General features: G+C 26.9%; 18 protein-coding genes. 4 read left to right on the top strand and 14 right to left on the bottom strand.

Annotated features, from left to right (window positions below; all coding sequences use genetic code 4):
- Positions 1 to 5 precede the first annotated feature (5 nt).
- The 6 genes from BCF89_RS01215 to BCF89_RS07725 form a co-directional block, all read right to left on the bottom strand.
- Positions 6 to 920: an NAD(P)/FAD-dependent oxidoreductase gene (locus BCF89_RS01215; protein ID WP_111518260.1), complete on the bottom strand. Its 915-nt coding sequence runs from the start codon at positions 918 to 920 to the stop codon at positions 6 to 8.
- A gap of 38 nt (positions 921 to 958) precedes the next feature.
- Positions 959 to 1,903, bottom strand: coding sequence for a prolipoprotein diacylglyceryl transferase (gene lgt / locus BCF89_RS07740; RefSeq protein ID WP_111518258.1), 945 nt, complete (start codon positions 1,901 to 1,903; stop codon positions 959 to 961).
- Positions 1,904 to 2,004: 101 nt separating this feature from the next.
- Positions 2,005 to 4,833 carry an excinuclease ABC subunit UvrA gene (gene uvrA, locus BCF89_RS01205; protein WP_111518256.1) on the bottom strand — a complete coding sequence of 943 codons (2,829 nt, stop codon included), beginning with the start codon at positions 4,831 to 4,833 and terminating at the stop codon, positions 2,005 to 2,007.
- Positions 4,834 to 4,912: 79 nt separating this feature from the next.
- Positions 4,913 to 6,127, bottom strand: a complete 1,215-nt coding sequence (locus BCF89_RS07735; RefSeq protein ID WP_111518254.1) for a hypothetical protein — start codon at positions 6,125 to 6,127, stop codon at positions 4,913 to 4,915.
- A gap of 1 nt (position 6,128) precedes the next feature.
- Entirely contained in the window at positions 6,129 to 7,022 is an 894-nt protein-coding gene (locus tag BCF89_RS07730) for an HAD-IIB family hydrolase (protein WP_111518252.1), read from the bottom strand.
- Positions 7,022 to 7,798, bottom strand: coding sequence for a hypothetical protein (locus BCF89_RS07725; RefSeq protein ID WP_111518250.1), 777 nt, complete (start codon positions 7,796 to 7,798; stop codon positions 7,022 to 7,024). Before BCF89_RS07725 ends, BCF89_RS07730 begins: the two co-directional genes overlap by 1 nt.
- Before the next feature lie 226 nt (positions 7,799 to 8,024).
- Here BCF89_RS07725 and rmuC point away from each other — a divergent pair, with 226 nt between their 5' ends.
- Entirely contained in the window at positions 8,025 to 9,266 is a 1,242-nt protein-coding gene (rmuC, locus tag BCF89_RS07720) for a DNA recombination protein RmuC (RefSeq protein ID WP_111518248.1), read from the top strand.
- 65 nt (positions 9,267 to 9,331) lie between these two features.
- Here rmuC and tuf read toward each other — a convergent pair whose 3' ends face one another.
- The 4 genes from tuf to BCF89_RS07710 all read right to left on the bottom strand — a co-directional run bounded on the left by tuf (position 9,332) and on the right by BCF89_RS07710 (position 13,716).
- Positions 9,332 to 10,525, bottom strand: a complete 1,194-nt coding sequence (gene tuf / locus BCF89_RS01180; RefSeq protein WP_111518246.1) for an elongation factor Tu — start codon at positions 10,523 to 10,525, stop codon at positions 9,332 to 9,334.
- A gap of 291 nt (positions 10,526 to 10,816) precedes the next feature.
- The gene (locus tag BCF89_RS07715) at positions 10,817 to 11,986 is read right to left on the bottom strand and encodes a peptide ABC transporter permease (protein WP_111518244.1); all 1,170 of its coding nucleotides are present in this window, start codon (positions 11,984 to 11,986) and stop codon (positions 10,817 to 10,819) included.
- Entirely contained in the window at positions 11,979 to 12,944 is a 966-nt protein-coding gene (locus BCF89_RS01170; protein ID WP_111518242.1) for an ABC transporter permease subunit, read from the bottom strand. The genes BCF89_RS07715 and BCF89_RS01170 overlap by 8 nt, the downstream gene beginning before the upstream one ends.
- 67 nt (positions 12,945 to 13,011) lie before the next feature.
- Positions 13,012 to 13,716, bottom strand: coding sequence for a hypothetical protein (locus BCF89_RS07710; protein ID WP_111518240.1), 705 nt, complete (start codon positions 13,714 to 13,716; stop codon positions 13,012 to 13,014).
- A gap of 310 nt (positions 13,717 to 14,026) precedes the next feature.
- Between BCF89_RS07710 and BCF89_RS07705 the strand changes: the two genes are divergently transcribed.
- Genes BCF89_RS07705 through recU form a run of 3 tightly spaced genes read left to right on the top strand, consistent with a single transcriptional unit; the run spans position 14,027 to position 17,543 of the window.
- The gene (locus BCF89_RS07705) at positions 14,027 to 14,896 is read left to right on the top strand and encodes an MAGa7180 family putative nuclease (protein WP_211305408.1); all 870 of its coding nucleotides are present in this window, start codon (positions 14,027 to 14,029) and stop codon (positions 14,894 to 14,896) included.
- Positions 14,871 to 16,982, top strand: coding sequence for a UU173 family protein (locus BCF89_RS07700; RefSeq protein WP_111518238.1), 2,112 nt, complete (start codon positions 14,871 to 14,873; stop codon positions 16,980 to 16,982). Before BCF89_RS07705 ends, BCF89_RS07700 begins: the two co-directional genes overlap by 26 nt.
- Positions 16,983 to 17,039: 57 nt before the next feature.
- Positions 17,040 to 17,543, top strand: coding sequence for a Holliday junction resolvase RecU (recU, locus tag BCF89_RS07695; protein WP_111518236.1), 504 nt, complete (start codon positions 17,040 to 17,042; stop codon positions 17,541 to 17,543).
- Here recU and BCF89_RS01145 read toward each other — a convergent pair.
- Genes BCF89_RS01145 through cmk form a run of 4 tightly spaced genes read right to left on the bottom strand, consistent with a single transcriptional unit; the run spans position 17,533 to position 20,818 of the window.
- Positions 17,533 to 17,829 (bottom strand): HU family DNA-binding protein, encoded by a 297-nt coding sequence (locus tag BCF89_RS01145; protein WP_111518234.1) that lies wholly within the window; start codon positions 17,827 to 17,829, stop codon positions 17,533 to 17,535. The genes recU and BCF89_RS01145 overlap by 11 nt on opposite strands.
- 25 nt (positions 17,830 to 17,854) lie before the next feature.
- Positions 17,855 to 18,829: an NAD(P)H-dependent glycerol-3-phosphate dehydrogenase gene (locus BCF89_RS07690; protein ID WP_277870039.1), complete on the bottom strand. Its 975-nt coding sequence runs from the start codon at positions 18,827 to 18,829 to the stop codon at positions 17,855 to 17,857.
- 2 nt (positions 18,830 to 18,831) lie between these two features.
- On the bottom strand, positions 18,832 to 20,145 hold the full coding sequence (gene der, locus BCF89_RS07685) for a ribosome biogenesis GTPase Der (RefSeq protein WP_111518232.1): 1,314 nt from the start codon (positions 20,143 to 20,145) through the stop codon (positions 18,832 to 18,834).
- Positions 20,146 to 20,149: 4 nt separating this feature from the next.
- Complete coding sequence (cmk, locus tag BCF89_RS01130; protein ID WP_111518230.1) at positions 20,150 to 20,818, bottom strand: (d)CMP kinase; 669 nt, start codon at positions 20,816 to 20,818, stop codon at positions 20,150 to 20,152.
- Positions 20,819 to 20,844: the final 26 nt, after the last annotated feature.

Below are 20,844 nucleotides of genomic sequence, written 5' to 3'. Positions count from 1 at the left end.
TTTATTTACTTAATTATCCTTGATGAAATTGTCTTTGCAACGATTGTACCATCATTTGTTGCTGTTGTGATTTGGCGAATACTTTTTGCAATAACATCGCCGATGGCAAAGATGTTTCTTTCTTTGGTTTCCATATTTTCATCAACAATAACAAAACCTCTTTCGTTTAGTATATCTTTATTTTTTATAAATGAAGTAGCAGCTTTAAAACCGATATAAGGAAATACTCCTTTAATATTCATTTCTTTGATTTCCCCATCGATATTGCAAGTTATACTTTCAAGTTTTGTCTCACCATTAAGTTTTAGAATAACTGAATTTTCATGGATAAAAATATTCTTATGTTTCTTTGCATCATTGACTAATCTTGCTTCTGCAATGATGCCATTTCTTACAAAAATATGAACTTCAGATGCGGTGGATGCTAAATATGCCGACTCTTCAAATGCTGAATTACCCCCACCAATGATTGCACATGGTTGATTTTTGAAAAGTGCACCATCGCAAATTGCACAGTAAGAAACGCCATTGCCTGTAAATTTTTGAATATTTTCAACTTTAGTAGGCACTAAGTTAACCATTCCTGAAGCAATAATAACTGCTTTGGCATACAGAGTTTTACCATCCTCAAGAATAACTCTTTTTTCATCTTCTGAGTCACTAATGATATCAATTACATTTCCAAAAATCTGTTTAGCATTATTGTTTCTTGCTTGATTTAGCATATTAATAGATAAATCAAACCCACTAATTAAATCAAAACCAGGATAGTTTTCAATCTTGGACTGTTGAGTCATTTTGCCCCCAGGCGCCCCATTTTCTATAAATGCAACATCATATTCATTTCTTGCTAAGTATATTGCTGCAGTTAAACCAGCAGGGCCGCCGCCAACGATAAGAACATCAAATTTATTATCCATTCCTCTATCATTCCTTTTTTTAATTTTATTTCATTTTATTAGGTAGTTTCAAATGCTTTTGTTTTTGCGTCTAACTTATATTTTTCAAATTCTCTTTTTAATAGTTTTCCGCGAGGTTCTTTTGGTTCATACACTATGAAATAAAAGAATTTATGAGTTCATTCTTTATTAAATCTATATACCTTGTAAACGTTGTAATTTAGCTTAATAACAAATTCAAATAACACTAATAATACTAGTCCAACAATGATATATAGAGCTGATATTACTTTATAAATGTTATAACTATCTTCACGAAGTGGCTCCATTCCAAAACGTACGATTCCATAATATAGAATATATAATGCTCCGGTTGTTCCTGGTTTTAGTCAATTTCAATAATTTAAGATTCAAACTAAAATGATATATCCAATTAGGTTTGCAATAGATTCATATAAAAATAAAGGTAAACGATAATGACCATTAATAAACATATGTTCTCTAATTAATTTAGGAAGAATTCTAAATGCTAAGGAAGACTCAGTCATTATTCCGCCATAAACTTCGTGGTTTGCAAAATTTCCTCAACGTCCAATTGCTTGACCAATTAAAACTGCAGGCAATATAATTGAAAATGCTTTTTTTAGATCAATACTTTTTGCATCTTTGCTAAAAATAATATACATAATGCAACAAATGCTTGAGACAATGACACCTCCATGAATTGATAATCCACCTTTTCAAATGAAGAACATTTCGTATCATGGCCCATTAACTCAACCTTTATGTTCAATTAATTGCTGAATAACAAAGAAAGTTCTTGCTCCAGCAATTGCTGTTGGTAATGCGATGAAAATTAAAATAGCTAGTTTATCAAGTGGTCATTTCTCTCTTTTTCAGAAATATAAGACTGTAAGTATAGCAGTTAGCATCCCTAACATCATTGTTAAAGAATAAACATAAAACGGACCGATATGTAAGCTAATCCCATTATAATCTTTCATTATCTTTTACCCTCCTTTTTTAAAAATTAATTTACGTTTAATAATATTTTAATTATTAATAATTAAATATCTTACAAATTTATAAAACTAAGCATAAAAGTTTAATTGCTTAGTATTTTTTTTAGGTATTGTCCAGTATATGATTCATTTATTTGGGATACTTGTTCAGGAGTACCTGTAGCTACAATTTGACCACCCAATCTTCCTCCACCTGGACCTAAGTCAATTATATAGTCAGCACATTTTATGACATCTAAATTATGTTCGATTACAATTACAGTATCTCCATGATCAATGATACGATTTAAAACGTTTAAAAGATTTTGGATATCATAAGGATGTAGTCCAGTAGTTGGTTCATCCAAAATATATAAAGATTTTCCTGTTGGTTTTTTTTGAAGATAGGTTGCAAGTTTAACACGCTGTGCTTCACCACCAGATAAAGTAGTTGCATTTTGACCTAATTTAATATAACCAAGTCCAACATCTAGAAGAGTTTTAAGTTGATCTTGAATTTTGGTTCTTTGTGAAAAGAAAATGTATGCTTGCTCAACAGTCATGTTTAATACATCACTAATTGATTTTCCATGATATTTAATTTCAATTGTTTCGGAATTATATCTTTGACCGTCGCAATGATCACAAGTTACATATACATCAGGCAAGAAATGCATTTCAATCTTAATTACGCCATCTCCTTCGCATTTATCACAACGTCCTCCTGGGACATTAAATGAAAATCTGGATCTTGTATAACCTCTAATTTTTGCTTCCTCAACATTTGCAAAAATTTCTCGAATGTCATCAAATACACCAGTATATGTGGCGGGATTTGATCTTGGAGTTCTTCCAATTGCACTTTGATCAATTCTAATTAGTTTATCAACATCTAAGTGTCCTGATAATTTTGTTTTTTTGTTTTGATCGTAAGATGGATTTTTAAAGAATTTTTCTAATTCATTAACTAGTTCATGATTTATTAAAGATGATTTTCCAGATCCTGAGACTCCTGTTATAGCAATAAACTTACCAAGAGGGAATTTAACTGTCAAGTTTTTTAGATTATTTGCTATTGCGTTTTTGATACTTAAAACTTTTCCGTTTCCTGAACGACGGCTTTTTGGAATTTTTATTTCTAATTCTTTCGATAAATATTTTCCTGTAATACTACCTTTTTCATTGATGATTTGGTCTATATTCCCAGCAAAAATTACCTCTCCTCCGTGTTCTCCTGCTTTCGGTCCGATATCAACAATAAAGTCTGCTTGTCTAATGGTTTCCTCATCATGCTCAACAACAATTAATGAATTACCTATGTCTACCATTTTTCTTAATGAGCTAAGTAGCTTTTCATTATCTTTTTGATGTAAACCAATTGATGGTTCATCTAAAACATATAAAACTCCAGTTAAATTAGCTCCGATTTGTGTAGCTAATCTAATTCTTTGAGCCTCACCACCTGAAAGAGTTTCTGCCTTTCGATTTAAGGTTAAATATTCAAGACCAACATTAATTAAGAAATCAATGCGATGATTTAATTCGATTAGAATTAGATTGGTAATTTCTTTTTCAATGTCAGATAATTTAATTTCATTGATAAAAATTTTTAATTCATCAATTGATTTATTGCAAATTTCAAAAATATCTAAATCATTAATATGAGTTGCTAAGGCATATTTATTAAGTCTTTTTCCTTTACATTCATCGCATGTAATGTCAGATAGATATTTTGAATAATAAATTCTTGCATCATTGGATGATGTATCAAAATATTTACGTTCTATTTTTTCGCATACTCCTTCGATGTGTTTAGAACGTTCATAACGATTTCCACTTTCTGCAATCAAAGTATAAGTAATATCATCAATTGAACCATATTTTAAAATATCAATTTCATCTTTTGAAAGATCTCCAATTGGTGTGTTCTTATCAATATCATAATATGATAGCAATTTATCAAATTCTTGTCATTCTAAATTAGGTGTATTCATAAAGTTTTTATAAAATAAAATAGCACCCTGATTAATTGATAAATTCTTGTCTGGACATATTAAATCCCAAGAGGCTTTTTGAAGAATACCAAGTCCCTTACATTTTAAACACATTCCATTAGGGGAATTAAATGAAAAAAGTCTAGGTTCAATTTTTGGCATATCGAAGTCGCCATGTTCACAACTATGAAAGATTGAATAAGTATTCTTTTGTCCACCAATGACTTCAATTGTAACCAACCCATTTGAATACTGTAAGGCAATCTCAATTGCTTCAGCAATTCGAGATTTAATTTCTGAGTCATCTGAAAGTGTAATTCGATCAATAATAAGATCAATGTTTCACTTCTTATTCTTATCTAGTTTGATTTCATTTTCTAATTCAAAAATTTCATCATTTGCTTTAATACGCAAAAACCCTTCTTTTTTTAATTTTAGTAGTGTAGAAGTGAAAGATCCTTTTTGATTGATTATTATTGGAGACATAATAAAGATTTTGGATCCTTCTTTTTGGGATAGAACATGGTTAAGAATATCACGGCTCTTTTGTGCTGTGATTTCTTTTTTATGGTTTGGACAATATGGTTTGCCAATTCTTGCAAAAAGTAATCTTAAGTAATCATAAATTTCAGTCACGGTTCCAACAATACTACGTGGATTATTGTGAACTGTTTTTTGTTCAATCGAGATTGCAGGGCTCAATCCTTCGATACTATCAACATCAGGTTTTTTTGTTCCACCAAGAAACTGTCTTGCATAATTTGAAAGACTATCTACGTACCTTCTTCTTCCTTCTTCATAAATGGTGTTGAAAGCGAGTGAACTTTTACCTGAACCAGATACTCCTGTAAAGACAACGAATTGATTGCGAGGAATTTCAAGACTTATATTCTTAAGATTATTTTCTCTTGCATTTTTAATTATGATTTTATTATTCATATTTTAAAAATTATAGTTAAATTCAAAAAAATAGATAGATATTTAAAAACCCAAGTATTATGTACTTGGATTTTGAAATCTAGTTGATATCGTCAAGATTAGAATCATTGGAAGTATTTGAATTTTTCTTTTCTTGTTGTGAACCATTCTTTAACTCTTTATATTTTGCGAATACTTCATTAATAAAACTTTCTTTTTCTTCTTTTGTAACATTAAAAGGTTTCATACCATCAAATTGATGCTGACCAAGATCAGAAATGAATTCTTCAAGCATATGTCTTACTTCGTCATCATCTAAGTGTAAATCATTAATCATTTTTATTAACTGATTTAAAAAATCAGATTTAATTTTTAGTAAATCATCAAAATTTAAGTTTTCATTTGGTAATTTTAAACCTTCAATTTCAACTTCACTTTTTTTATTTTTTTGTGTACCTTGATTGTATTTTAGGTCATTTGTACTTTGCTTATCATTAAGGTATTTTTCATATTCATCAAAATCTTGGTCACTAGCAAATTCTTCATCTAAATCAGTATCATTGAAATCGTGTTTCATAAATTGGATTCACATTGGGTCGTTGAATGATTCTCTTCATTCATAGATTGCCCCAAGAGTTCTTGAAGCAGTCTGAAGTTCTTGTCTTGTGGCAAGTGAGTTATATGACATAATTGAATCTTTAAGATCAAATTCAACTTCTTCGACTGGTAATCTAAAATGAAATTGACCTTTAGCAAATAACATAGGTATTAAATCAGAGGCACAAATAACTGTTTGTTTTTGATTTAGTGCTAATTTTTTTAGATTTATATTATTAATTGTGAATGCTTGAAATTTATTTCTAATTTTTCAAAATTCAATGTTATATTCGCCTTTTTTAGGTTGAATAACTGTTTGTTTAAAAATTAATTCAAAACTTAAAAGTGAGTAATCAGAAAGAATGACTGTTAGATACACTTTTTCTTTAGTTTTTGCAAGTCTTCCAATATCTTTATAAAGAAAATCGTTAATGTCATAAAATACAAAATCATCATATGAACTATTTTTATTGTGCTCAATATGTTCTTGCGATTCAAACATTGAGTAGTATTTGAATCCTACCAATCCATGCATTCCAACTATAGCACCGCTTAATTCTTCAAACGATAGATTATCACTAATAACTAACTCTAACTTTTTTCCGTTATCTTCAATAAATTTGGTATTTTCATATCCTTTTTTTTGAAGTGAAGGAGATAAGAAATCAATGTTTTTAATTTCGATTACGTAATTTATACCGATTCTTGTAAGTTTCATTTTATTTATCCTCCAAAAATTCATGAAGCATATGCTTTCTTATAATGTTCTTTAGTCGATATAGATAATCTAGGATTGCTTCACCTAATCCATTTTGTATCACATCACTAGTAAAAAATTTTGCTATTTTTAATGGCTTATCTACAGAGTTTGCCATTGCATATGAATAGTTTCCAATTTCTAACATTGACGCGTCATTGTTGCTATCTCCAATTGTCATCACATCATCAATTGATACATTTTCATCTTTATAAAGATTGGTAACAATTCATTTTATTGCACTACCTTTATTAATATTTTTAGGACTTACTTCAATATTAAAATGGGTTAATACCATTTCGACATTTTCAATGTCCTTAACATAAGGATATACATCAACTGGCAAGTTAGGAAATTCTGAATTGAAATTTGAGTATATTTCAATCTTTATTGGGTTTATTGTTTCATTGTTTCATTTCTTAGGAACTGATTTTCGCTTTTGTTCTGAAATAAAGTGATATCTTAAAATTTCATTTTTAATTGGAAATTCATCTTTTAGATAGTAATAGTCTTTTTCATCTCAAAAAAACATTTGAATATTAAGTTCTTTAGCAATTTTTATTAGTTTTAAAAGAATTGAGTAATCAATATGTGATGTTTGAATCATTTTTTCATTTTTAACATCATAAATCTCAGCGCCAGAAGAACAAATTAGATATTTAGCATTTAATTTATTAGCTAAATATATCATGCGTTCTTGAACGGGATTGCCGGTGCAAATATTAAAGTCTGCTCCATTTTGAATTGCAAATTTAATATCAGTTTCAGTTTCTTTTTGAAGATTGAAATCTTGATATATTGTTCCATCAACATCAGAGAATATAACAGGTTTTTTATCATTAGTAACTGAAAGCATTATTTTCTATCTCCTTTCTTATTTTTAAACGCAATTTTTTTCTTACGAATTATTAAGGCAATCATTATATATAGTAATAGTGAACCAATTGCAATTGCAGGAACAACATAACTAACAATTTTTCAAATATGTTTTTGTCTTTTATTTAGTTCGGATTCTTCATTTCTAAATCAATGACCATATAGATTGATTTGATTTTTGGCAAGATATTTAATATCTTTAACATCCTTATTTTCTTCTAAATATTTTTTTTGTGTTAATCATATGAAAACTAGGATTGCGTTTTCTGGAGGTGCTAATTTTACTGACCGAAAAATCACAATTAATTTTTCCCTATCATTTTTGTCTTTATTGAAATCATTAATTAACTCATTTATCTTTGTATTTGAAACATAATTTTTAAGTGTTTGATTTTTATCTATATCTAGTGATTTTGAAATTCCTAATTTACTTGTATCCTTGGTAATTTCAATTCTTTTTAAACTATATGATTTTCTTTCTGGATTATCACCTTGATATTCAAAGAATTCTTCGTAAGTAAAATTTTTGTAATTAATCTTTTCTGAATTGCGATTTTTTGCTAAATAGAAATCATCTCATTTTAAATTATTAAATTCTGTTTTGATTGCTTCAAATTCTTTTTTTTCTTTAGTATTTGTGCTTTCAAATTTTACTAAATTTTTATTTGTGCAAGAAATAACTGAGACTGAAGCAGGGATTAGTGCCATTGTTGGAATTAGTGAAGAAAACAAGATTTTTTTTAGATGTCTTTTCATAGTTATATTAAATTTTATATTATTAGTTCTTATATAATTAAGAAATATTAAGAAATACAAAATAAGATATTTTTATCTAAAAGAATAAAAGAAAAATATTACTTAAAATAAGCATAAAATTGATCTTTATTTTTGAATAGAAGCAATAAATTTAAATTAGATATCAATAAGTTTTTATATTCATTATAGTGTTTAAATATAAGGAGATTAAAAAGAAAATAAAGTTATGATCATTGGAATTTTAATAATAAATATTGTTATTTTATTAACATTGATTGTTAGTTTAATTTACATTGGATTTAAAAGCAAATTAAGTAAGAATCAACTTAATAATGAATTAAAGAAAGAATTTAAAAATATCAATGAAGAAACTACTAAAGAATTAAAAAGTGAACTTAATTCAATATTACTTTCAGCAATCACAGGAAGCAATGATAATTCACTATATAACATTCTTAATAAAAGTCAAATTGAATTAGGAAATTCATTTTTTAAATTAGAAAAAGAAATTAGAGAAACGATTGATAATAAACTTAATCAAATAAGTGAAAGAAATACTAAAGAAATTGGAAATATTAAAGACAAGATTGATTCTTATTTCAATGATAAATTAGAAAAACAAGTCGCAAACCAATTTAAAGCTATTCAAGATTCAATGGATAAAATGAGTACAGGAATGATTGAATTTAGCACAATTCAGGAATCTGTTATGAATCTAAGTAAAACTTTTTCAAATCCAAAAACAATAGGAAATTTTGGTGAATTCACTTTAGAAAGCATTTTGAGAAATCAATTCCCAACATTGGAAAATAAGTATTGATTTAAACAATATTCAATTGGTGAAAATTCTTCTGAACGAGTTGATTTTGCAATCAAATCAGTCTACCTTGAAGATGGTTTTGAAAAGGAAATTTTTATTCCAATTGATTGCAAGTTTCCATCTAAAAAATGATCGGAATATATTGATAACAAAATTCAATATAAAGAGATTGAAAATGAAATTAAAACGATGGCTAAAAGTATAAAAGGAAAATATATTAAAGAAAACAAAAAGACAATGCCATTTGGAATTTTATATCTTCCGGCTGAATCAATTTATTTAAAAGTTATTGAAGATTTTAATTTTGTTTCAGAAATATTTAAGGACTTACAAGTTCTTATTCAAGGCCCATCTACAATTATGGCTTTCATTTATAATATTTTAATCAAAAATCAAGGTTTTATGTTCTCTAAACATTTAGAAGAAATAAAGGATTTATTCATTTATATTCAAAAAAATTATAAAAATTTAAGTAATAGTTTATCTGAATCTGAAAAAAATGTTAATAAGGCTAGCGAATCAATTAGCAAAGCAACTAAGAATGCAAATCTAGTGATGGATAAGCTTAATAACCAGGCAAAAAAATTAAATATCGATAAATTGGAATATAAAAAATCTTCTAATGATAATACCTTAATAGAAGAATAAAAAAATACGTTGTCCCTTAAAATATGGCAACGTATTTTTTAAAATTTAGTTGATTAGTAATGAAACTATTTAACGATTTTTGTAACAGTTCCAGCACCTACGGTTCTACCACCTTCACGGATTGAGAATCTTGTTCCTTCTTCAACGGCAATAGGAGCAATTAATTCAACTTTTAATTCAACTGTATCACCTGGCATAACCATTTCACGTTGACCGATGAATTTAATTCCACCTGTTACGTCTGTTGTACGGAAGTAGAATTGAGGTTTGTAGTTTTGGAAGAATGGAGTGTGACGTCCACCTTCTTCTTTTTTAAGAACGTAAACTGTAGCTTCAAATTCAGTGTGAGGAACGATTGTTTTTGGTTTTGCTAAAACTTGTCCACGTTCGATTTCTGATCTGTCAATACCACGTAGTAATAGACCAGCATTGTCACCAGCTCTTGCTTCTTTTAGATTTTTTCTAAACATTTCAATTCCAGTAACAACTGTTTTCTTGGTTGGTTTTAAACCAACGATTTCAACTTCTTCGTTAAGTGTTAGCACACCACGTTCTACTCTACCTGTTGCAACAGTTCCACGACCAGTAATTGTGAAAACGTCTTCAACAGCCATTAGGAATGGTTTGTCAGTTTCACGAGCTGGTTCTTCAACATATGAGTCAACAGCATCCATAAGTTCTAAAATTTGAGCTTCGTATGCTGGGTCACCTTGTAGAGCTTTTAGGGCTGAACCTGCAATAACTGGAGTATTGTCACCATCGAATTTGTATTGATTTAGTAGGTCACGGATATCCATTTCTACTAGACCAATCATTTCTTCTCTTTCGTCATCCTTAAACATATCGATTTTGTTTAAGAAAACAACGATCTTAGGAACACCAACTTGTTTTGCTAGAAGAATGTGTTCACGAGTTTGAGGCATTGGACCATCTGTTGCAGCAACTACTAGAATAGCAGCATCCATTTGTGCAGCACCTGTAATCATGTTCTTAACATAGTCGGCGTGACCTGGACAGTCAACGTGTGCATAGTGACGTTTTTCTGTTTGATATTCAATGTGTGATGTATTAATTGTAATTCCACGTGCTTTTTCTTCAGGCGCATTATCGATAGAAGCATAGTCTCTAGCTTCTGATAAACCTTTCTTAGATAGCACTGTTGCAATAGCAGCTGTTAAAGTGGTCTTACCGTGGTCAACGTGACCGATTGTACCAATGTTAACATGGGCTTTTGAACGATCAAAATCTAATTTTGCCATTTTTTGTTTCCTTTCCTATTTTTTAAATATAGTAATTTTAATAAAATCTAATATTGATTAAACGCGTTTAACCACCTAAGCATAGTCTTTCAGCTATGTCCTGTCCAAACTAAAAAAGTTTATTCCAATACTAAATTTAATAAAACTAATTTTAACAAAAAACAATTTTTATATGCATATATTTTAACAAAATATTAATTAAAAAAAATAAATGTTTAAATGTCTAATTTTGCTAGTTATTTTAATCTTAATTTTAAGAATTTAAGATAGCAAATTTTAGTTAAAAATAAGTTACTTATTTTTTACATTTAAAGTATTGGCAAAACTTAAAGATAAAAGTTTAAGAGTTAAAGAAAATAAAATTAAATATATTGAGTTAAGCAATAAGTAACCTGGATTTTCAAAAAATAAAATGATTGCTTCTTTGAGTATAGAACCCATATTTAGGTTATTTGTCTCAGTGATGAAGTCTAAGAAAGCAAGAGATGAAACAATAAGAATATTCATTGAAAAACGCTCAATTAATATAATTAGAAAGTCAGCAAAAAGATATCTAAACATATGTTTATAAGCTATTTGTCAATATGAAGAACCAATTGCTTTTGATGCCAAAATAAATTCTGTGTGTAATAAATTTCAAATTTTTTCTTTAGCCAATTTATAGTATGAAATTCAACAGATAAGAGATAAAGAAATTAAAATTGCATATCATTTTGTTCCAATGAATACTGAAAGTAAAAACACTCAAATTATTTCTGGAATTACAGACATTGAATTGATTAATTTATCAATGAAGTTAATAAAATGATTTTTTTTCGAAATATTAACAATTACTGCAAGATTGAATCCAATGAATATATTTATAAAGATTGCAAAAAATATTGTAATAATTGTAATTCAAAGTGTAACAATTGATCTTGAATAAATATCAATCCCTTGATTATTGGTTCCTAAGTAGAGAATGCTTGGAATTGAGATTTTTAGGCCTTCAGAATTTATGTTATTGACTGCTTTAATTAAATCATAAGGGTTATATATTAAAGTTACAATATCAGTATGAATCGTTTGGTCTCCACCAATATGTTTGGCTGAATCGAAATAAATCAAAAACAGAGGTTCACGATTTTTTGCAATTGCCATCTTTGCTTCACTTGATGCAATTTGACGAATAAAGTCAAGTTCAGGACCACGATTAAAATCTTTAATTATTATTTTATTTAAACTTGAAGGTAGGTTATTTACTAAAGCAGTGTTTTCATCAATCGACTTTGTTGGTGAATTTCTTATAAAAAATAAGGCAATAATTAATGACAAAATTAATATTGTGAATAAAATAAATCAAGTTAGATTTAATTTATTGCCAAAAAAACGTCTTCAGTATTGTTTTGTTGAACTTTGGTGAATAACATAAGCAGACTGTTTTTTTTCTTTATTTTTGTGAAATGAAAAGAGGTTATTCATGCTTACCTCCTTGCATTTTTTTAAATTTAATATTTAAATATGAATTTGAAGCAAGGATTGGATTCATTTTCTTAATTAAGATGTTGTTAAGGAAAATTAGTATTGATAGAAGAATGAAATTAAACATAAAATAAAACATTATGATATCAATTTCTCCCTTTTTAAAGGCAAATGAAATGAATAAACTTTGTCCCGGGATTGAAAAGATTGACTCAATAAGAATAGTGATTGTAAAGAGTAAAACATATATTACAAAGAAAAGATTCAATTGACTTATCAATAAATTTTTTAGTATTACTTTATTTAATAATTGTCTTTTATTTAGACCATATGTTTTTGCAAATAAGTAGTATTCTGATTTTAAAATTTCTAGGGTTTTTTTACGTGATTTTGAAAAGAAGATTGCAATTGTTGGAAATGATGAAATAATAATTGGAATAAGCAAAGAAATGAAACTAAACTTTCTATCATAAATAAATTGCGATGGATAACCGAAAAACGAGGAATTAATTAAAGCTAGAATTGCAATAATTAAAAGTGGAATTGCAGCAAATAAAGAAACAGCGATTGTGATAATAATATCAAAAGTTTTATTTAATTTATACGCTGAAGTTATTCCTAAAATATTTCCTAGAATAAAACTAATACTAAAAATTATAAAACTCACTAATATACTTCATTTTAGTTGTTTTAAATAAAGTATTAGAATATTACTTTCAACACTGGCTAATTCATATGAATATATTTTTCCAGGATTGAAAGTGAACAAATTTTTTAAAAATATCTTAAAACGAATCAGTAGATTTGATGGAATTTGTTGATAAATGGCAAGGTTCTTTTTAATGCGAGGTTCAATTAAGAGATTGATTGCAAAAAATACAATTGTTATAGTTATAAAAAAAATAAAAATATAGAATGCTACATTTTTAAGAATGTTTAATTTTCTATTGTTTAGCACTGGTCCTCCATATTTTATTTTTTTTAATTAATTATATTATTTAGTGTTTCTAATTGATCTTTTTTAATTAGTTATCTTTCAAAGAAGTCATGTGTGAATTTGGTTTAGTTTCATTGTGTTCATCTTCTTTTTTATGATCATTTCTATCTTCTTTGTCTAATTCAATTTTAAAACCAACTAGTTCGTATTGTTTTTTTCCTTTATTGTTTCCAAATTCAATCGTTAAATGAATTATACCTTCATGTGGATGAGCATGACTTTCAGAGGCAACCTTAATATCATGAATGCTATCTTCCTCAAGCAATTTAAACTCAATTGAATATTTATCAAATACTTTCTTTAATTCATTTCAATCTTTTGCTTTTTTTAATTCTTCAACTACCTTATCTGATTCAATGTTTGTTTTGTTTTTAACAATACGATTGATTTTTAATATGTTATTTCCCAAAAAATTTCTATTATTAAATTCAGAGATAGCAGACTTAATTTTAGTTAGAAGTTCATCTAATTTTTGATCATTAATTTTTTTGGCATCTTCTTTTTCTAGACTTTTAATTTGATCTAATAGGTTTGTTGCATTTTCCTTTTCAAATGCATCTTTTTCATATTTTATAATCTCTTCGATATTGACTCTTAAGGACTTAATTTTTTCTAAAAATGATAAATTATTGTCTTTTGATTGATCTTTATTACAAGATGCAGCAACTAAAGGCAAACCTAACAAACTTAAAGAAGGTATCATATATAAAATTGATCTTAAATTTCTATTCATAAAAATGACTCCTTTAATTATTTAGATAGATTAATTATAGCAAAAAAAAGCATATTATAATTTTATTATTTTTGCCAATTTTTACTTTGCATTACTTGCTTTGCAGTCATAATTATTAAATTTATAATTTAAAAATTAACAATTTATAGTTTCTATAAACCACATAAAAATAAGAGTAAATAAATAAATTTTTGAAACTTAAAATATTTATAATATATTAACTAAATATATTAATTTCTTATAAGTTTCAATTTTTAGATAGAAATTAAGATTAAAATAAAATTAAATTGATTTAAATAGGGATAAATATATGGATAATATAACTAAAAAAATTAAAATTCCTCAACGCTCAAAGTATAACGGCCAAGAATACAAAGTAGATTATGATAATAAAGTTGTTATTTTAAATGCTGATTATCACCATAAACTACTTTCAAATAAGCCAGGCTCATTTGGAGGATTTAGAAAAATAACGGGTAGTGCTCTTGGGGATATTTTAAAATTGAGTTCATTAAATAGTGAATTTGCAGCATTTGCAAGAATCGCAGGATTTCCTATGCCTATTTTAGATCGTAAATATGTTGATGCAGGGATTGCTTTAGAACCAAAGATCATTGAAAAGATTGAAAGCAAATATAATTTCAAGATTGAAAGATTCGATGCTAAAAAGTATAATTATGATTATTTTTCTAATCATGATTTGTTTGGCGGATTACCAGATGGATATCTAGAAGATCAAAAATTAATTATTGAAATTAAAACAACAGGAATAAAGAAACTAAGTGCTTGAAATAACAATAATATTAATTTATCTTATATTAAACAAGCGCAACTTTATTCTTATTTAATGAACGTTAAAAAATTTACCATTGTTGCCGCTTTTTTAGAAGATGAAGACTATGTTAATCCTGAAAATGTTGACCTTAATCAAAGATTTGTTAAGAATTGATTTTTTGAAGTTAATGAAGAACAAGTTCTTGATGACATTAATAAATGCAAAGAATGATATTACAAGTACACAAAAGCTGGGGTTAGTCCAATTTGGAATGAAAGTATTGATTCAGATTTAATTGAGTATTTAGCATGTTCGAATTATCAAGAATGAGAAGAACTTTATTTAAAATGAGTGGAAATTGGAAAGGCAGTAGCTGAATATGAAGATAAAGAAAGACTTATATAGTTTTAATGATTTCTTAATTGCAAATACAACAAGACCTTGATTCATTTTCAATGATGCTGATGACATTGCGCTTGATGAAAAGTCTGAACTTTTTAATTCCAAATTAGAAGGTAATTTTGATGCCGAAAACCTCTTGGAAGAAGATTTTGATTTATTAGATTTTAAGATTGAACAAATTGAAGAGATATTCAATAATTTTATAATTCAAAATCTAAATGAACAAACAAAAGAAAAAATAGATAAACTTTCCGCGTATGAAAAAATTGAATATTTAAAAGAGGAATTAGAAATTAATTCAAGTTTAAAAGAAATCATTGCAACTGATGATACAAAGAAAAATATTAAATATTTATTCGAATTGTTTCAAACGCTTGAAATGTTTTCGAATGGTTTAGATGAACTTGAAAAACAAGCAATAAGTTTTTTAATTGATTTTTATAAGAAAAATGAAGATTTTGATGATACACAAATAAAGTTTATTTCAAATAAACAAACATTGAATAATAAAATTTCTGAAACTAAACAAGCAATTGAAAATGGATTTAAGTTACTAATTAATCCTGTTTTTGAATATAAAGGATGCTATACAAAATTCCTTTTTTATGATGCAAAAAATAATTATTTGGGTAACCTAAATTATTCAAATAAAACAAAAAAAAGAAATATTTTAAAAGCATACTATGATTATTCAATTTTAAAAAATTACTTTACAATAAATGAAATCTTTATTTTAAAACCAAAATATCTAAAAAAACAAAGACAAAAAAAAGGTAAATTAGAATTTATTTTGAGTAAATATAGTTCGTTATCTAAAAGTGGTTACTCTCTAACACCCGAAAAGAGAGCGACACTTTCTGAAGCTGAAATTAATGCTTTATATATTTCAGATCCTAATTTTGAATATTCATCATCAAGAATCAAGACTAATAATATAACGCTTTTAGAACATGCAAAAAGTGATTTAGTCTATGCTGATTATAATTTCATCGATAAAAAAATAGAAAATACTGAAAGTAAAAATAGTATTTATACTTGTTCGTTTAAGGAGTTTTTATTTCTTATAGAAAATAAAGAACAAATTGAGACTGATTGAAGAATAACAAAGAATGATTTTATAGACAACTTTGGTGCGAATAGATTTTTCTTAAGAATATTTAACAAAGCATTCCCAAAGTATGAATTTGGTTCAAAGAAAATTCTTAAGGCTATTGCGGGAATAGATTTAAATCTAGGAGTTATCAAAGAAAAATTAATCAAAGAATTTTATGATAATAACCTAATTGGAATAAATCCTCAAATTGAGGATGTTTTTGAGTACAAAGTAATAAATGATAATGAGTCTCAAATTGCATGGTTTGATTTTGAAGGAGTAACCTTACCATATCCAATTATTGATGGTGTTGGCAATTGGAGTCAAATTATTTCACAAACATCTATTATCAAAACAAAGGGAAATAAAATATATGAAAGTAATGATTATGTTTATGATCCTTTAAGTTTTGATTTGAATACTTATAAGAAAATTATTGATGATCTGTATGATGAGAATATTTCATATTATATTATTTACAATATTTCCTATGAACGATCAAGATTAAATGAAATCAAGGACAGTTTATTTAACTATTTTCAAAATAATGATCTGTCATATGAAGAATATTGTTCTTATGTGTCCAAGATTGATTTTATAGTTGAAAAATTAGTAGATTTATGTAATCTTTTTAAGGGTTATGGAACAAAGTTATTTATTCATGACCGATTTATTAATTTAGGGCAACTTAATGGAGCTTCCTCAATTAAAAAAATTGAGTTATTTGTCACAAATAATGAATTAGGAAAATATTTAGAACACAATATCATTTCCTATTCAAAATTGGATGTAAAAAATGGAGCAACTGCATTGTTAATCGCTACAACTAGAGCTCTAAATGTAATTAGGGATAATGAATGAAATAAAAAAATAATAGAATTAAAAAAATATTGTCATAATGATGTTATGGCAATGTTAATGACTGCGGATTTGATTAAGTATCTAATGAAAAATAAGGATGAATATTTCAAAAATTGAGATAAGTTTAATTGCTAGAAAAAATGGCGAAAAATATAAGAAAGTTATTTATCCTTTATATGTTTAAATATAAATATGAGTTATCTTTTTAAAAATAGAGGAATGCTACTTGAGACAATAATCAATCAAACAAATGAATTCTATATAAGAAACAATATTTGTATGATTCATAAAAAAAATTTAGATGTTAAGTTTAAATCAGTTAAATATGAAAATGAAAACTTAAATCTTGATAGAGCAATCATTAAAGGAAAAAGTTCAGTTGATTATTATGGTGTTCTTAATGGAAGATTTATTGCCTTTGAAGCAAAAAGTACTGAAGAAAATACTCTTCCCTTAAGCAATATAAGAAACCATCAAATTGAATATTTAAATATGGTTGAAAAGCATAAAGGAATTGCTTTTTGAATTATTTATTTCAAGGTTCAAAATACTTTCTTTCTTATTTTTCATAAGGATTTTATAGATGGAATAAAAAATAAAAAAAGCCTTCATTATGAAGAGGCTTTAAATATTGGTAAAAGATTAACTTTATCTTTTCCTGGGATTTTAAATATTGCTGAAAGTCTTACTTTTTAGTTTTTTTGAATATTTCATTAATATCTTCTTTTAAGGAATTTGAAAACTTAAATTTAGGATCTAGTTTTTCAGGCATTTGAATGTTTTCTTTAGTTATATTATTTCTTTTTATTCTAGGAGGAATAACTCTTGAAGAAAAAACTCCGAACCCTGAAATTGTTACTTGTTCACCCTTAGACATTTTTTCAACTAGAGTGCTAATCATTTGATCAATGATTGATTCAACCATTGCATTTTGAAAACCAGTTTTTTCTGCAGTTACTTTAATCAATTCTTTTTTTGTCATTTTAGCCTCTCTAAGCTTATATAGGTTATACTTTCTTAATTAGTTGTTTAATAATTGTATCTGGATTTTTTTTATTATATATTATTTCGTAGATTGATTCAATCAAAGGAAGTTTTAAATTTTTGATATTCTTTAATTCTTTATAAATATATTTCAAGGCATATAATCCTTCAATAGTTATTTTATTATCATCCAATCTATCATTGAAGAAGTGTTTACCATATTGATAATTACGTGACTTTTCAGATAGACCTGTAAGAATTAAGTCACCTAAACTACATAAATCATAAATTGTTTCATTTTTTGCATGACGATATAATGCATATTTTTTTATTTCTTTTAATCCATAAGTAAGCAGTGAAGCTTGTGTATTGATTGAATATCCCATTCCTGCAACTAACCCTGAGCCAATTGCTAAAATATTTTTAAAGGTTGAACCAATTTCAGCTCCAATTACATCATCATTGATTGAAATTCCAAATCAATCATTAGAAAAAATATTTTTTATTTTTTTAGCAAGTTTTATATCTCTTGATACTGCATTAATGATAGTGATGTTCTTATTTACTATATCAATCGCAAATGAAGGACCAATCATCGAAACAATTCCCATAATTTTTTTATTTGCAGACGAAAGCTTTTCCATTCTTTCATGTACAAATTCATTTGAATTTGGTCAAAAACCTTTCGAAAGGTTAATGATTATTGCTTTTTTATTAATTAAAGACACAATATCTTTGAATATATCTTCAATGAACCTTGTTGGGATAGCAATAATAACAAAATTAGCATCCTTCAGTGTGTTTTCTAAATTTGAAGAAGTCTTAAATTTATAGATGAATTTATCCCCAAAATATTTCCGATTATAACCATCTCTTAGGTCATTTAATTCACTTTGGTCAATCCCATAAATAGTAACATTTTGATTATTTTGAACAAGTACACTTGCGCAAGCAGTCCCCATTGCACCACTACCTAAAATTGCAATTTTATTCATCATATCTACTTAATGTCATCCTTATTTTTATTTTTTAGAATTAAAGTAATTGGGGTTCCAGAAAAATCATAGTTTTGTCTAATTTGATTTTCAATATATCTTAAGTAAGTAAAGTGGGCACATTTTGGATCATTTACAAAAAGAAGAAAAGTTGGAATTTTTGCTTCAATTTGCTTTGAAAAAGTAATTGAAAGTCTTTTTCCTTTAATTGGAGATGCCGGCTTAATAATTTGTGCAGACATAATTATTGAGTTTAGTTGATTTGTATTGATTTTACGGTTGATGTTATTTTTTACTCTAATAATTTCATCTTTTAGTTTGTTAATTCTTTGTTTGTTTTTAGCTGAAATAAAAACAACCGGAGCCCAATCTACGAATTTTAGTTTCTTTTCAAGATTTTTTTTGTAGATTGACATTGTATTTGTATCTTTTTCAATTAGATCTCATTTATTAATGATTACAATCAATGGTTTTTTTAACTCGTATGCAATGCCTATAATGTTTTGACTGAAATGACTAACTTCTTCTTGTGCATCTAACATTAACAAACAAAGATCTGCTTCTTCAATTGAATTCTTGGCTCTAATTAGAGCATAGTGTTCAATGCTATCAGTTAGTTTACTTTTTCTTTTAATTCCAGCTGTATCAATGATTTCAAAAAGTTCATCATTAATTTTTATGATGGATGAAACTGAATCTCGTGTAGTACCCGCAACATTAGATACGATTGAACGATCTTCGTTTGTTAGTGTATTCAATAAGGTTGATTTACCAGCATTAGTTGGGCCAAGTATTGTTAGTTTGAAATATTGCGTTTCTTGATTTTGCTTTTTTGTAAAGTTATTAATAACTGCATCAAGTAAATTACCAACACCCTCACCATGAATTGCACTAATTGGAAAAATTTCACTAAACCCAAGTTTGTAAACTTCAGAATCAAAAAAATGTAAATTAGATTCTAATTTATTGATTGCTAATAAAGTCTTCTTATTTGCTTTTCTTAGTAAACTAGCAATGAAGAAATCTTCAGATGTAATTCCATTCTTTCCATCAACAATAAAAATAATTATTTCAGCTTCATTAATAGCAATTTCAGCTTGTTTTTTTATTTGTTCTTTAAAATTATCACTTTCATTTGTAATGCCACCAGTATCAATGATGCTAAATTCATGTCCTGATCACTTTGCATCATCATATATACGGTCTCTAGTTACGCCAGGAGTATCATAGACAATTGACTTTCTTTTATCAATAATCTTATTAAATAAGGTTGATTTTCCAACATTTGGTTTACCAATTAATGCAACAATATTTTTCATTTTGTTATAACCTCTTTAAAACTTCTGCTAGCATAACTCTGAAGTTTTCTTCAATGCTCATATATGTTGAATCAATTCTTATACTACCTTCAGTGTATTTTAATGGATCGACTTTACGATTCATATCATTGTAATCTCTAACTTTAATTGATTCTAAAATTTCATCCAAATTGCTTTCAATTCCTAAAATAATATTTTGTCTATGTCTTCGTTTTGCTCTTATTTCGGGTTCGGCTCACAAAAAGAATTTAACTTCGGCATCAGGTAATATTCGATATGTTGCATCCCTTCCTTCAACAATGATACCTTTGTCTTTGTTTCCGATATTTTGAATGTAGTCATTGATTTTTAATCTAATTGAGTTAAATTTAGCTATTGCTGAGGCTGCTTGTGATATTTCATCTTTTCTTATTTCAAGAGATATATCTTTTTTATCTAAGTAAACTTTTTCATCCTTGCTTATATATAGATGTTCGAAATTTCAAGCATCATTAATTTTGTTTTCATTTGTTAAATCAATATTTTTTTGGATTGCATTATATGCAACTGCACGATATAAGTTACCACTGCTTATAAATCTATAACCTAATTCCTTAGCAAGCATTTTAGCCATAATTGTTTTACCCACACCTGATGGGCCATCAATTGCAATGTTGATTTTGTTATTTTTCATATATATTTATCCTTTATTGATTTTTA

It is taken from the genome of Metamycoplasma auris (assembly GCF_003253435.1).
GTDB lineage: Bacteria > Bacillota_I > Bacilli_A > Mycoplasmatales > Metamycoplasmataceae > Metamycoplasma > Metamycoplasma auris.
This window is presented reverse-complemented; position numbering and strand designations above follow the sequence as displayed.